At 68.1% G+C, this 14058-nt stretch carries 14 protein-coding genes and 2 pseudogenes; 8 read left to right on the forward strand and 8 right to left on the reverse strand.

All coding sequences use genetic code 11. The features are described from left to right. Positions 1-109: 109 nt before the first annotated feature. The 4 genes and pseudogenes from Phou_RS55365 to Phou_RS07670 form a co-directional block, all read left to right on the forward strand. A pseudogene (locus Phou_RS55365) lies at positions 110-283 on the forward strand (ankyrin repeat domain-containing protein); the annotation flags it as partial. 65 nt (positions 284-348) lie between these two features. Further along, complete coding sequence (locus Phou_RS52335; protein WP_246273373.1) at positions 349-651, forward strand: hypothetical protein; 303 nt, start codon at positions 349-351, stop codon at positions 649-651. 86 nt (positions 652-737) lie between these two features. After that, positions 738-1622: an aminoglycoside phosphotransferase family protein gene (locus Phou_RS07665; RefSeq protein ID WP_218578848.1), complete on the forward strand. Its 885-nt coding sequence runs from the start codon at positions 738-740 to the stop codon at positions 1620-1622. 64 nt (positions 1623-1686) lie between these two features. Further along, a complete protein-coding gene (locus Phou_RS07670; RefSeq protein WP_173054816.1) occupies positions 1687-2013 on the forward strand; it encodes a DF family (seleno)protein in 327 nt (108 codons plus the stop codon). A gap of 62 nt (positions 2014-2075) precedes the next feature. Here Phou_RS07670 and Phou_RS07675 read toward each other — a convergent pair whose 3' ends face one another. After that, on the reverse strand, positions 2076-2234 hold the full coding sequence (locus Phou_RS07675; protein ID WP_173054818.1) for a hypothetical protein: 159 nt from the start codon (positions 2232-2234) through the stop codon (positions 2076-2078). Between the two features lie 396 nt (positions 2235-2630). On the opposite strand from Phou_RS07675, the pseudogene Phou_RS07680 reads away from it, so the two are divergent. After that, positions 2631-2927: pseudogene (locus tag Phou_RS07680) on the forward strand (transposase); the annotation flags it as partial. A gap of 1410 nt (positions 2928-4337) precedes the next feature. Then, entirely contained in the window at positions 4338-4910 is a 573-nt protein-coding gene (locus tag Phou_RS07685) for a peptidase inhibitor family I36 protein (RefSeq protein WP_173054820.1), read from the forward strand. Positions 4911-4980: 70 nt separating this feature from the next. On the opposite strand, the gene Phou_RS07690 is transcribed toward Phou_RS07685, so the two are convergent. Then, positions 4981-6045 carry a CU044_5270 family protein gene (locus Phou_RS07690; RefSeq protein WP_173054822.1) on the reverse strand — a complete coding sequence of 355 codons (1065 nt, stop codon included), beginning with the start codon at positions 6043-6045 and terminating at the stop codon, positions 4981-4983. Beyond that, positions 6042-6587 (reverse strand): RNA polymerase sigma factor, encoded by a 546-nt coding sequence (locus Phou_RS07695; protein WP_173054824.1) that lies wholly within the window; start codon positions 6585-6587, stop codon positions 6042-6044. Before Phou_RS07695 ends, Phou_RS07690 begins: the two co-directional genes overlap by 4 nt. A gap of 759 nt (positions 6588-7346) precedes the next feature. Between Phou_RS07695 and Phou_RS07700 the strand changes: the two genes are divergently transcribed. Together Phou_RS07700 and Phou_RS07705 are read left to right on the forward strand one after the other, a co-directional pair. After that, complete coding sequence (locus Phou_RS07700) at positions 7347-8075, forward strand: GAF domain-containing protein (protein WP_173054826.1); 729 nt, start codon at positions 7347-7349, stop codon at positions 8073-8075. A gap of 3 nt (positions 8076-8078) precedes the next feature. Next, positions 8079-8414, forward strand: coding sequence for a hypothetical protein (locus Phou_RS07705; RefSeq protein ID WP_173054828.1), 336 nt, complete (start codon positions 8079-8081; stop codon positions 8412-8414). A 530-nt stretch (positions 8415-8944) separates the two neighbouring features. Here the strand turns inward: Phou_RS07705 and Phou_RS07710 are convergent. The 5 genes from Phou_RS07710 to Phou_RS07730 all read right to left on the reverse strand — a co-directional run bounded on the left by Phou_RS07710 (position 8945) and on the right by Phou_RS07730 (position 13289). Next, the gene (locus Phou_RS07710) at positions 8945-10051 is read right to left on the reverse strand and encodes a DNA-methyltransferase (protein WP_173054830.1); all 1107 of its coding nucleotides are present in this window, start codon (positions 10049-10051) and stop codon (positions 8945-8947) included. Then, the gene (locus tag Phou_RS07715) at positions 10048-10623 is read right to left on the reverse strand and encodes an XF1762 family protein (protein WP_345516187.1); all 576 of its coding nucleotides are present in this window, start codon (positions 10621-10623) and stop codon (positions 10048-10050) included. The genes Phou_RS07710 and Phou_RS07715 overlap by 4 nt, the downstream gene beginning before the upstream one ends. After that, positions 10620-11321 (reverse strand): hypothetical protein, encoded by a 702-nt coding sequence (locus Phou_RS07720; protein ID WP_173054832.1) that lies wholly within the window; start codon positions 11319-11321, stop codon positions 10620-10622. The genes Phou_RS07715 and Phou_RS07720 overlap by 4 nt, the downstream gene beginning before the upstream one ends. Positions 11322-11720: 399 nt before the next feature. Next, entirely contained in the window at positions 11721-12959 is a 1239-nt protein-coding gene (locus tag Phou_RS07725; RefSeq protein ID WP_173054834.1) for an IS256 family transposase, read from the reverse strand. Between the two features lie 66 nt (positions 12960-13025). Continuing rightward, complete coding sequence (locus tag Phou_RS07730) at positions 13026-13289, reverse strand: hypothetical protein (protein WP_173054836.1); 264 nt, start codon at positions 13287-13289, stop codon at positions 13026-13028. Positions 13290-14058 lie beyond the last annotated feature (769 nt).

Raw genomic sequence — 14058 nt, forward strand, 5'->3', positions numbered from 1 at the left:
GCGGGCTATCCACACCGGTGATGTCGCGGCGTTGCGGCGGCTGCTGGCCGAGCGGCCGGACCTGGCCACGGCCCGGCTCGGCGACTACGACCGCCGACCCGACGGTGACATGTCCCGGACCTTGCTGCACGTGGTCACGGACTGGCCCGGGCATTACCCGAATGGGTCGGCGACGGTGGCGGCGCTGGTCGAGGCGGGCGCGGACGTGAACGCCCGGTTCACAGGCCCGCACACCGAGACGCCGCTGCACTGGGCCGCCAGCAGCGACGACGTTCCCGTGCTGGACGCGCTGCTGGACGCGGGTGCGCAGATCGACGCGCCGGGTGCGGGATCGGTGGTGGCACACCTTTGGACGACGCGACCGCGTTCACGCAGTGGCGGGCCGCGCGTCGGCTGGTCGAACGCGGCGCGCACTCGACGTTGCGGCACGCCGCGACGCTCGGCATCCTCGACCAACTCCACGGGTCTTTCGCCGGGCCTGCCCGGCCGGAGCCTGCCGAGGTCGGTGACCTGTTCTGGGGCGCCTGCCACGGCGGCCAGTTGCAGGCCGCCCGGTTCCTGCTCGGGCAGGGCGCCGACCTCGACTGGATCCCCGGTTGGGAAAACCTGACCCGCTGGACGCCGCCGTCCGCAGCGGCGCCACCGACGTGATCGCCTGGCTGCGCGAGCGTGGCGCGAAGAGCGCCGCCGAACTCGACCGGAAAACCGACTCCTGAACACCGGGCATGATGGCGGGCGTGACCGGCTTCGTGCTGCCGGAGAATCTGGTCGACAGCGTCCGCTCGGACCGGTCGCCGCAGCGGGACGCCTGGCTGGCCGGGCTGCCCCGGTTGGTCGACGAGGTCGCCGGACGCTGGTCGTTGACGGTCGGGCCGCCGTTCCAGCCGGGCGGTCGCAGCGCGTGGGTGGCCCCGGCCCGCGACCGCGACGGCCGGGATCTGGTGCTCAAGCTGGCCTGGCGGCACGACGAGGCCCGCGACGAAGCCGCCGGGCTACGCGCTTGGGACGGCGGCGGCGTGGTGCGCCTGTACGCGGACGCGACCATCGCCGGCACGTCGGTGCTGCTGCTCGAACGCTGCCGTCCCGGCATCGCCCTGGGCGAGACGCTGCCCGAGGTCGAACAGGACCGGGTCGTCGCCGGGCTGCTGAAACAGCTCTGGCAGGCGCCCGCCGACCCCGGGACGTTCCGGCCATTGCAGGTCATGGCCGACAGCTGGGCCGCTGAGTTCCAGCAGCGCCTGGCCGACACACCCGGCCGGGTCGATCCCGGGCTGGCCCGCGCCGCGTTCGAACGGTGGCGCACCCTGCCGGCCACCGCCGACCGGCAGGTGCTGCTGGCTACCGACCTGCACGCCGGGAACATCCTCGCCGCCGATCGCGAACCCTGGCTGGTCATCGACCCGAAGCCCTACCTCGGCGATCCCACCTACGATCCGGTGCAACACCTGCTCAACTGCGAGCAGCGCCTGACCGCTGACCCGGTCGGCCTGACCTGCAGGATGGCCGGCCTGCTCGACCTCGACCCCGACCGGCTGCGCCAGTGGCTGTTCGCCCGTTGCGTGCAGGAATCCCTCGACGAACCCGGCTTGCTCGAGGTCGCCGCCGAACTGGCTGCCCGGTGACCCGCCGCCGGGCCGACGGCCCGTGCTGGCGGTCCACCTTTGAGCCGCGAGCGACAATATGGCCATGCTCGTGCAACTGCTGACGGTGCCCCACTGCCCGCACGCGGAGCCGGCCGCGGCGGTCCTCCGGCAGGCGCTGGACGAGGCCGGCCTGACCGACGTTCCAGTCACCACCGTCACGGTCGACACCGACGAGGACGCCACCCGGCTCAGGTTCCTCGGCTCACCCACCATCCTGATCAACGGCCGTGATCCGTTTCCGGGCGCCGGGCAGCCGCCGGGTCTTGCCTGCCGCCTCTACCCGCATCCGAGCGGGCTGAGCGGGATTCCGCCGATCAACCCGATCCGGCAGGCACTCCGCGACGCCCCAGGAACCGCGCCCGAGGTCTGAGCTGGGGTTTGTTTGTTCGTCTCTTCGGGGCACCACCCCGATCGTCTCCTCGATCGGGTCAATTAGATGTCTGGCAGTTTCGGCGCCACCTGATCCGATGCGAGCATCGGCGGGTCGGACGCGAGCCGGTCGAGGTCGAGGTCGAGGTAGATGTCGATGTCGATGTCGATGATTGACCTGCATGTGGCGATCCGGCGTGACGCGCGCACCGGCATGTCCATCCGTGCTATCGCCCGCAGGTATCAAGTCAGCCGCCGCACGGTCACCGCCGCGCTAACCTCGGCTTGGCCCCGCCCGCGCCAGCCGATGCCGCCCTGCGGGCCGGAGGGTGCCCCACTGAGCCTTGTTGTCAGATCATTGAGTTGCCGCTGAGGGTCTGGTTGGCGGGTACTTCTTCCTGTACCACGTCCCAGTGTTCGACGATGTGGCTTTGGAGGTCTCCACCAGCACCGCTTGTAGGTCAGTGCTGACACCACCCGGACCAGGAGAGCAGCCTAGCCTCAGCCCTTCATTAGGGCCGCTCACATAGTGGATCAAGATAGAAGAGGTGCCTTCTGAGCTGGGAAGATAGGACTTGCTGAGGGTCTTATCCATCCCGGACGGAAGGCACCTGCGTGGTGAAGGCTACCGGAACGCGTCCGAAGATCATTGTGAGTGCCGACGGGCGTGGCGTGGTTGGCCACGCCGGCGCCCGGCTGCTGGCAGACGTCGCCGAGGTGACCGGCTTGACCGAGGCGTGCAGCGACGCGCTGGCTGGGTTGCGGCAACGGCGCGGTGTGCACGACCCGGGCCGGGTCGCGGTCGACCTGGCGGTAATGCTCGCCGACGGCGGTGAGGCCATCTCGGATCTGGCCGTGCTGCGTGACCAGGCTGCGCTGTTCGGTCCAGTCGCGTCGGATCCCACCGCCTGGCGACCCCACCGCGTTAGCGCCCGGCCTGCCCGCCGGTACCGCACGACGCCTTCCGGCCCACCCGTGTCGATCTCCAGTTGACCGTCGGCTGGCATGAGTGGTGCCTCGACCACCGCCGTCGGGTTGTCCGGAAAGTAGCGCAGGCCGGCGAAGGTGGCACGGTCGTCTGCCGGAATAGGTGACTGTGGGTGTTCGGCGAACAGCCGGTCCCTGGCCACACGAAATTCTGCTAGGTCGAGCCCGGACAGGTACATGCGCGTAACCCGCTCGCGCCAGTCGGCTAGTTCCAGTGCCTCCACGCTTTCGAACCCTAACCGAGCGAGGCGTCCATGATTCGCCTGTCATCGCTCCTCGGTGGTCCGGCGAGCGACGGAGCGAGTGTCGGCGTGCGAGCTTCGGCGCGGGCGCGCTTGTGATTGCGAGCTGCGGTACGGCTCGGCTGCGAGCGCTGGCATTGTGCACGCACAGTGGGTCCCACCACCATCGATCGAGCGTCGCCACCGATGTATGCGGTATGCGCACCCGGCGCGATTGCTGTCGGGGCGCCTCGAGGCGTTCACGCCCGAACCAGGATGCCCAACCATCCCAAAGCCGCCTTCAACCGCTCAAAAGTAGCAAAGAGCCGGTGGTCGGTGACAGATTGCGCATCTGCGGTGAAGTTGATGTTGGTTTCGGGACTTCGAGGAGGCGCTGGCGCACTCCGCTGGTGATGTCCGAGCCCGTCGTTGTAATGCCTGGGGTTTCCGTCCCCGTGGGCGCGGTTGCTGAGGACTCCTTTGATCGGCGGACCCCCTTGGTCGGCCCCACATCCTTGGCGCCAGGCAGGCCTGGTCTCGTACGCAGTGGGTGGAACGGAACAGGCGAAACCGCTGGAGAATGCGACGGATTATGCGGACGTTCGCGTTCCCGGCTGCGCGATGCGACGAATTTGGGAGTGATCATTTCTGGCAGATGCTGTGGCCTGGCTGCGCAGCCGCTTGGCCATCTGGCGAGGGCGCGGCGAGGTGGAGCGGACGCGCTCGGCGACCGGGGTGATCGTGCCGATATGGCGTTGATTGCCTACGGGGCTCCGCAAGAACGCCGTGGCACCAAGGAGGACAAGCGATATCCGCGTTTTGCGCCCTGTTGAAGCGGCTATGGTTACCCGCCGCTGGTACGCCAGGTCGAGGGTCGCAGGCGACTTGTTTGGTGACAACATCCACCTGCTTGAGCCGTGCTGCTGCGTGCACGGATGCCTCGGCGTAGTGATCACTTTCGTCTTCATCGGGTATTGCGCCGACTTCAGTAAGGTTTCCGACTTGGGCATGTGTTGACGTTGATTACATTCTGTACCGTCAAAGACACCCTGGGTATGGAGCGCCAAATGCTCCGCTGTCGACGGTGATCTCGTAATCGGTTGACAGGAGGATCGAGGTGCCGGTCAAGGTAAGGACGATTGTCGTCGCGGTTGCTGTGGTGATGTCTGCGGTTGGGTTGCCGCAGGCGGCTGCGGCGTCGCCTGCGGGTGGGAGTCGGCCGGGGATGGCGACTTTTCAGGGGCGTGTGATCGACCTTTCGAAGGGGTGGCAGGGGGCGCAGTCCTGTCTGGTGTACGCGGCTTTGGACACGCGGTGTTTTGCCACGCGCGCGGAGGCTGAAGTCGCGCTCGGTTACACGCGGGAGCGCGATCCTCTCTACCAGTCGACGTGGGGGTCGGCGGGTCCGCTGGGTGTGCTGGCGGCGCCGTCGTGCCCGGGTGGTTGGTTGTGCCTGTACGAGCACACCAACGGCGAAGGGCGGGCGTTGCAATTCCGGGACGAGTACTGGCAGTACTTGTCCAACTGGAACTTCGCGGGTCGTACCTCATCGTGGCGCAACGCGCAGGCAGGGGGCGATACGGGCTACCTGGCCATGTACAACCGGTCGACTGCCTATGTGTGTACTGCCGGCAGCTACGCGAACAGCATGGGCTCGTTGAACGACCAGGCGTTCATGGTCAATGGTTGACCGTGAACGGGTTGGGCCAGGGGGTGGCGGCCGCTATCCGCCACCCCCTGGGGCCGCCACCATACAACGATCATGACATTCGCGCGGTGAACCGCGTTTCGACGAAGACCAGGTAGCTGATTACGGCCGGTACCCGAACGTTGTACTGACCGGCTTCGGTGGTCAGCGTTTGCTCGAACGCCAGAAACGAACCGGCGTCGACGTCCACGATCACGGTGTACCGGGTCGGAAGGCCGCTGTAGTCAGAGGTGACCGAAAATGCCTCTCCCGGCCTTCCGGCGCGGTCCACGACGGTGCCGGTGTATTCGAGATCCGGCAATTCGGCCAGCAGCCTGAGGACCGCGGCCGCCTCCGGGCCGGTCAGCACGCGTTCGTTCAGCAGGTCGGCGATCGCCATCAGCAGTGGGCCGCTGGTGGTTACGTCGTGACCCTGGCCAAGCCAGTCTCGTAGGCGCCCGTCGCGGGTAGGTGGTCGGTCCGGCCACAGGAAGGGATAGTCGCCGGCGGAATGGTCGACGCGGATGGGCCGGGAGTTGGCGCCCGGTGAACCGTTGGCTTCCCACGCCGCCCTGGAGTCCTGGTCGGGGAAGGTCGGCTGACCGTACTGCCGCACAGTCACTGCGGCGCCGCCCGGTCCGCGCCACAGTTGCTTGTTCAGCGGCACGACGGCTGTGGTCACCTTGCGGCCATCGACCCGGCTATTGAGGTCCCAACTGCTGGTCCGGATGAAGTCAACGCTGCCAGCGCCGCCGACCTTCGACGCCAGGGCCGCCTTGGCGGCTTGCCGGAGCAAGTCGGTAGCAGTGACAGCCGCGCCGGGGTGGTATACCAGCGCGTCCGGTGTGGCGGCGTAGCTCGGTTGTGGGCCGGACCCGATCACTGAGCCGATCACCACGACCGTCACCACGGCAGCGGCGATAGAAGCCACCGTCAGGGTGAGACGCTGTTTGCGGGACGACCTCCGGGGAAGCCGAGCCTGTTCCCCGGCCGCCATCTGACGGTCGCGGGAAAGCTCTGCTAGGCGGGCTAGGGAATTGGCCTGAACCCGCGGGTCCGGGTTCCAGCCGCGCGGCGAGGCCGCCGCTCGGGGCTCCCACTCTTCGCGTAGCTGTCGCAGGACGTCGTCGTCGCTCACGGCTTCCTCCCTTCCACGGACCGGACCTCCGGATCCTCGTCGTCATCGGGTGACTTCTCGCCGTACCAGGCGGCAAGCTTGGCCTGCAGCCGGGTGATCCGCATACTCGCGGTGGTTCGCTTGCAGCCCAAGATGTCGGCGATCTCAGTGGTGCTGAACTCCAGGACCACCAGTACCAAGAGTTTGCGTTCGTTGTCCTTGAGCCTGCGCAGAGCGTCCTCGTAGATGACCGGTGCCAGTGAGCCGCGCTCCATCGCCAGGTGCGCCGCCTCCGGGTCGATCGTTTCGCGGACCGCGGCGACGCTCTTGGCATGCTTTTGCTTGCTCCGGACCGCGTTGCGGACCTTCCATTCGGCTACCGTGATTAGCCAGGCCAGCTCGGCGCCGGCCGGAATTCTCTCCGGATGCTGCCATGCCGTGACGAACACGTCCGCTGCGATCGTTTCGGTGTCCACGCCATCTACTCGGTGCTTCACATACCTCCAGATCGTGACGTAGTACTTTCGGTGCAGCTCCTGTACACCCTCCGCGGCAGGATCCATCGCAGCCCTCCGCTTGCTATGTGTGCAGCGCACCCGTATACGTCACATCGCCACCTCAACATCTTTCGCGTGACCATGCCGAATGGCCGATACCTTGTGCGGCCGTGACTTTGCGTAGACCTATCTTGCGGGTGGTTACGGCTTTCTTTAGCTGCCATCGGGATCGAAGCCAGCAAACGTCAAGCTAGGCGTGATCAGCCTGGCCTGTTGTTCGCCGATCTAGCAACTCGAGGCCGACGCCCACCATCCGAAAGCCATTCACATTCAATGACGTTGTGCGGAATGTAATATACCTACTCGCACATAAGGCGACTGAGCTGGCCTTATCTGGGTTCGCCAGATTTGTTGTCCCAATCTTTGAGATGCCTGCGGCGACCGCGTGACGATCTCCCGTTTGCCGACACTCCCGAGTTGATCGCCATTGAAGTGATCGTGACACCACGTGAGTCGAGGAACACGGGGAGGTGGCAGGAGGCACGTCGAGGCCAGCGCAGGTTCGAAGACACCAACCCGCGGCCACCACTCGGCGTAACCAGAACCCGAACGAGGAGTCCGGTTCCCGTCACACCTCGCATCGGCACCGCGCCCGGTGCGACGGCATGCCTCCACTCAGCTCGCTGTGCGCAAACCGTCAACATCAATAGGGAGAACAGTGACAACACCCCCAGTGCCGCGAGTCGAGCGCCTCAGTGGCGCCGCCGTACGATCCGGTACGGTCTCGCGGTCTTCTTCCCGGTCGCGGTAGCGACGGCCACAACAGTGGCCGCCGCCAGCCACGGATCGATCAAGGCGTTCTGGGCGATCACCGCGATCGTCGCCACTGCCGCGAGCGCCACCTTCACGGTGGTGAAAGAGCGTCAAGCCCGTGCCGCCACCCGTACTGCGAGCCAGGCCCGAGCCCAGCTCGCCGCCGGTCTCAATCGCGCCGGCGCCCCACTGCTTACCGTCCTTGGCAACGTGACCACCGCCAAGACACCCGAAGACATGCGCGCCGCCATCGAGGTCCTGACCGCGCGCGTCATCGACATCGCCCACTCTCAATGCGGTCGCAGCCGCCGCCCAGGCGCCAACCTCCGCGCTGTCTACTACTCCTACGTGGACAACCGGCTCGAACGACGCGACTGGACGGGACGCCTCACCAGCAGTCCCCCACGCAGTGCCTTCACCTCCGGCGCCAACCTGCACGACACCGAAGTGGTCCGGTTCGCCGCCAGCGACGAGCGGCTCCTCATCGTCGACGACCTCTACTACAACGCTCCCGCCCACTTCATCGACGCCAAGGGCCGGACCTACCGCTCCTTCATCGCCGTCCCCGTTCGGGCTGGCGAAACCAGCTTCGGGCTGCTGACCCTCGACTCCGACCTTGGCGGCTCACTCACCGAGACCGACGCCGGTCACCTCATCCTGCTCGCCGGCGTACTCGCGGCAGGCCTCGCCCATTTGGCCAGCCGCCAGACCGTCGGTATGCCACGCGGGCAGGAGTGCTGAACGATGTCAAGCCGCGCATCCAGCAGCACGATCCGCACCACACCACTCCTCACAGACGAGGAACGGCGGTTCCTCGCCGGCGACCTCACCGCCGCCATTTTCCTCGAAACAGCGCGGCGCCGCGCCGCTGCCCAAACCCGCAAAGAACTCGGCCGCTACACCTGCACAGGCACCGTCGCCGCCACCGTCACCGGCGTATTCCTCCTCGTCGGAGCGAACTTGCTGGCACCCAACACGAAGGCGGCCATCACCACCACGGCCATCACCCTTGCCATGCTGGCCGCGTTCACCGCCGCTGCGGCATACCATCGGTCACGCAAGGCACCGCGCATCAGATGAGACCCGGTTCGGCGGGCCACCACCTCAACCGGTCGCCTGCCGAACCGGCCACGACGCCCGAAGCGGGGACATAGGCGGGGTCCTCTCACACCAGGCCGTCCTCATGCTCAACGCCGCGTTCGTGCTCATCATCAATGCCGCGCAACATCGTGCTGCGCCTCCCCCGGGCTTCGACTGTGCCCTGCGCCCGGGCCCCCGTCGGCTTTCAGGGGGTGGCTGGCTTCTGCATCGGTTTCACCGTATGGGAGGTCTCATCGTCTGGGTCGGTGTGCGTTAACAGAGCGGTCAGGAATTCTCTGATCCTCTCCTCGACGTGGATTGCGTTACGGAGGTCGGCTGACTGGACCTCGACGCTGATCTTCAGCGTCGGCGAGGACAGTTCCGCTCTTATCGTGGCCATTGCAGGCCCCGTTGTGGGCTTGTGGGGCGGCCGCGGGTCGTTGTTTCGGGGTTACCGTGCCGGTCGTCGCCGGGTGCCCGGTGGCGTAGCGGTTCGGCCGGCCGGGCCGGCCGCAGGGCGCTGAGCAAGCTCACGGGGGGTCCTGCGTGGAGGTGTGGCGGCGGAGCCGTTGGATCGCAAGGTCGTGGTAGGCGGCTTTGATGTCAATACCCCAGTACTGGCGGCCTTGTTGGAGGGCTGCTACGCCGGTGGTGGCGGCGCCGCTGAACGGGTCGAGCACCCGTCCGCCGGGTGGGCAGCCGGCCGCGACGGCCGCGGCTGGCAGGTCCAGTGGGTAGACGGCGAAGTGTGCGCCGGAGTAGGGCCGGGTGGGGATGCTCCACACGGATCCGGGGTTGCGGCCCTTGGCGTGGGCGGTGGTGTGCTGGGTTCCGGTGGCCAGCAGGTGGCGCCGGCCGGCTTGGCCGGGTGAGGCGGCCGGGTCGGACAGGTATTTCGCGGGGTTGGTGCCGTAGGCGGTGGCTCCCCGCCGGCGGTCGGTCGGGCCGACTCCGCCGGTTGAGCCCTTGTTCCGGCCGCCGATGACACGGCTTCCGTCTCGGGCGTCCGGCTGGGCCAGCGGCACTCTGATGGCGTCGAGGTTGAAGTGGTAGACGCGGCTCTTGGCCAGCAGGAAAACGTACTCGTGGGAGCACGACGGCCGATCTTGAACGGATTCGGGTGTGGCGTTGGGTTTGTGCCAGATGATCGCCTGCCGCAGGTACCACAGTCGGGTGTCCTGCAGGGCGAACGCGACCCGCCAGGGGATGCCGATCAGGTTCTTGGCGGGTAGGACGTCTTGGGTTCGGGGTCGGATCAGGCCGGGGTTGGCGGTCGCGGCGCCGCGGTAGCCGGCGTAGGTGCCGCTGCGTGGTGCGCCGCCGGAGTTGAGGCTGTACGAGTCGCCGAGCACCAGCCATGCCGTGCCGTGGTCGCGTAGGACGCGGTGGATTTGGGTGAAGACCTGGACCATGGTGTTGACGTAGTCGGTGGGTGTGGATTCGAGGCCGTACTGGCCGGGCACGTCGTAGTTGCGCAAGCCGTAGTACGGCGGCGAGGTGACGACGGTGTCGACGCTGGCGGCGGCCAGTGCGGACAGCACGGTGTGAGCGTCGCCGTGGTACAAGGTGACCGGGCCGTCGCGGTGGTAGATGAACTGGTCGGCGGGTTCCGGGGCGGCCAGCGCGGTGCGGGTCATGGTCGCCTCCGCGCCTGGTCGGGGCGGGTGTGGGCGCTGGCGTCAGCGTCGGGTGGCCGGGCGTCCCAGTCGTGGGTGGTGACCTGCCAGCGGGTGCGGGCGGTGTGGTCGGCGCCGTGTGCGGTGCGGGGGCGGCTGGTCCGGTTCCAGCCGTTGCTGGCGGGGATGTCGGCGACGGCGCGCCAGCCGGCAGCGCGCAGGCTGGTGCCGGGCTCGTCCTGACGGGTGTAGGTGATCATCCGCTGGTAGCCCATGCTTCGGGCGACCCGCCAGGCGGCGGCCAGCAGGGCGGAGCAGGCGTTGCGGGACCCGTCGGTGGCCAGCCGAGTCACTTCCGCGGTGAGTCCGTCGTCGTGGTGGCGGGCGATCGGCCGGCCGACCATGGCGACGCCGATGAGTTGACCGGTTGGGATCGTCAGGCCGATGGAGTACCGGTGGCCCTGCGGCGGTCGTAGGTGACGGTGATGGACGCGGATGAACTCGCAGGCCTGTCGGTAGCTGATCGGCCGGACTCGGGGACGGTCCGCGCGACGGGCACGGTCGGTAGCGCGACGGGAACTGTGTCGGGTCATCGCCGGTCCCCCAATGCCCGGCGTTGGGCGGTGGTCGGATTGTTGGCCTGCGCACCGCCGGTGTGGATCGCGCGCCGGTGATGGGCACGCCGGTCGGAACGCGAGCCGGTACCGGTCGCTGCGGCCGGCCCGGTGGCGACGTGTTCGCCGGTCGGTCGCGGCAGGCGCGGCGCTTCGACCGCAGTGGAACGGCCTGCTCCACGGCAGACCCCACCGAGCCCGTTGGCCGAGTTGACCGACGGCCGGCGCCGGGCTCGCGGCCGCAATGCCGCAGATCGAGCACCGGCTAGCTGCTGGATCGGAACACGTACGCCGTCCGATTGCCGCGACCGCCACTGCCGCCCAGCCGGCCGCGGAAGCAGAGCATCGGCGTTGCGGGCAGCTTGCGGTGCCGGGACGCAGGTCGGCAGCCCACGAGTCGCGCAGCGACGCAGGCCCAACGCGCGGGTGGCGGTGCACGGTTCCCGCTGCTCGCCGCGGTCGGCGATGTCGGCGCCACGATTGGCATGGGTGGACGGCCAATGCCCGGCGGGCGGATTAATGCCGCCGCGGCCGGCCAGCGCGAACCGCCGGTTCGCGGCCGGCCAGCGACCGACGTTGTCCTTGTTGACGGTCAGCGGACCGTCGAGAGGCCAGCCGGTTGTTGTGACGTGAGAAGTGGGCTCAGGTCCGATGGCTTTGTTCGGGGTTTCGGTCATTCATGGGTCGCTCCCGCGGCGGGCCGGTCGTGTTCACATCATTGGAAGGCCCAACAGACGCGTTCGATGGCGGCCTTCACCCGCCGCTGTCACCCAACAACGTCCAACACCCTCGCCAACAGCCGTCAACACGGTCAACAGCGTTGGCCGGTGCGAGCGCTGTCGGTCAGCGGACGGGTGAGGCTGGCGACAGGGTCAGCCGCGTTTAGCCGGCTACGTGGCCGGACAGGGTTTCTCGAGGTGGATGGTGGTCAGGTTCAACCAGCCATGCTGCACCATCAGTTGCAGGTAGTGGTTCTCGTCGCCGGCTGACTGTTCCCACAACACCTGCGGTGTGGGCCGCGGCCGCGTCCACGGTGATGGTGTAAGAGACGATCACCGGGAAGATCCGGGTTGATGTTACGCGGCGATCGCCGTTGCGGTGGCCGGGGTGTCGTCCTGTGTGTCGATGAGTGTCAGCCGGGCCTTGGCAAGGATTTCGATGCCCATGTACCGGCGTTGTTCGGTCCACTCGTCGGTCTGCTCGGCCAGGACGGCGCCGACGAGGCGGATGATCGAGGCCCGGTTGGGGAAGATCCCGACCACGTCGGTGCGGCGGCGGATTTCCTTGTTCAGCCGCTCTTGTGGGTTGTTGGACCAGATCTGCCGCCAGATCTCGTGCGGGAACGCCGCGAACGCCAGCAGATCCTCCTGGGCGTCATCCAGATGTGTTGCCGCGTCAGGGAACTTCGCTTCGATCGCCTCGACGACGCGGCCGAACTGGGCCCGCGCTGAGGCGGCATCGGGTTGGTCGAAGATGGTCCGCACCATGGTGGCCACCCACGGCTGCGCCGACTTGGGCACCTTGCCCAGCAGGTTGCGCAGATAGTGGGTGCGGCACCGCTGCCAGGCGGCGCCCGGCAGGGCGGCGCCGATCGCGTCGACCAGGCCGCGGTGGGCATCGGAGATCACCAGCTTCACGCCGGCCAGCCCTCGTGCGGTCAGGCCGCGTAGAAACCCCAACCAGCCCGCGCCGTCTTCCTGCGAGGCGATGTCCAGGCCCAACACTTCCCGGCCGCCGTCGCCGTTGACGCCAACCGCGATCAGGGCGTGCACGTTGACCGTGCGGCCGGCCTCACGGACCTTGACCGTCAGGGCGTCCATCCACACGAACGTGTACGGGCCGGCGTCCAGCGGCCGGCTGCGGAACGCTTCGACCTGCGCGTCCAAGTGTTCGGCCATCTCCGACACCTGCGACTTGGACAGCTGCGCCACCCCCAACTGCTCGACCAGCTTCTCCACCCGGCGGGTCGACACACCCAGCAGATACGAGGTGGCCACCACCGACACCAGAGCCCGCTCAGCTCGCCGGCGGTAGGTCAGCAGCCAGTCCGGGAAGTAGCTGCCCTGCCGCAGCTTGGGGATCGCCAGCTCCACCGTGCCGGCCCGGGTGTCCCACTCCCGCTGTCGGTAACCGTTACGCGAGTTGACTCGCTGCTCGCTGCGTTCGCCATAGCCGGCGCCGCACACCGCGTCGGCCTCGGCCGACATCAACGCCTCGGCAAACGTCTTCACCATCGCCCGCAGAAGATCCGGGCTCGCCGACTCCAGCTGCTCGCGCAGAAAGCCGGCAGGGTCCACACTCTTGGGTGCGGTCATCGCGTTGGTCTCCTTTGATCATGACTTAGCCGTCTCAAAGGATCTCCGCGATGACCGTCTCTCACCTCACGACACGCCCACTACCAGGCCCGCCGTACACCACCTCCGTGGACGCGGCCTGGGCCGCAGGAGGGTAGGTGCCGCCTGCTCTGGCGGGCGCCGGGCGCGAAGGACCTCATCGACGAGGTGCGCGTCGAGCAGGAGCGGTGCGGCGGCTTGGACCGCGACGTGCGCCAAGCGGTACGGGTCGGCGCCACTGGCCAGCGCCTGGCTGATAGCAGCGGCGGCGTGGTCGGCCGCGGCCGAGCGGAGGTCGTCTGCGAGGCTCATGGCGGCAGCCTGCCGGCCAACGCCATGTGGTGGAAGCGGCAGCCTGCCGGCCAACGCCATGTGGTGGAAGTCGCCCAACGTCACCGAGTCCGGCCCTGTCGTGCCGCGTTGGGCCCGCAGCGTCGGCGGTGCAGGCGTGCGGATACGGCATTGTCGCCGTGCTGTTGGCCCGCGTCGTGCCCGGTTGGGCGAGCCGGTGGTCGACAGTGGCGACGACCTGCGCGTTCGCCGCCTGGCAGCGCCACGGCCCGGCACTCGGCGCCTTCGGCGACAACGGCGGACGCGGTGCCCACGAGTCGCTGAGCTGGCCCAACCGCCAGATGCGCCGCCGGCGGGCGGGGTGCGGCCGTGGCGGCTGTTGGCGCCGGTTGTCGGATTTCTGTTGGGTTCACGTGGCTCGATATAGGCCGCGGCGCTTCCGGGTGCGATGGCTTCGGGCGCCGCCTCTTCCCTGTTGCTGCTCTGTGTCGGGAGCGAAGCCATGTCCTCAATCCGAACGTCCACCGGGTGCTTGACGCTGCCGGCGTTGCAGCGCGCCGATTCAGCCTCGCACTTGGTGGCCAGCTCGCCTGTCTTGTTGGTGTTGGACGGAACAGTTGATCGGCGCGGCCGCAGTTCATCCCTCGGCGGGCTCGAGCCGATCCCACCGGTCACCAGGACCCTGCACCCGCGGGAGCCGGTGCGGCCCGAAGCGTGGATGCCGGCTCGCTGCGCCGGCGTGGGACAGCCTTGTCGCCGAAATCGGCTGTCGGCCCCCCGCCCGCGCCGG

Origin of the sequence: Phytohabitans houttuyneae (genome assembly GCF_011764425.1) — a bacterium.
In the GTDB taxonomy this organism is placed as follows: Bacteria; Actinomycetota; Actinomycetes; order Mycobacteriales; family Micromonosporaceae; genus Phytohabitans; species Phytohabitans houttuyneae.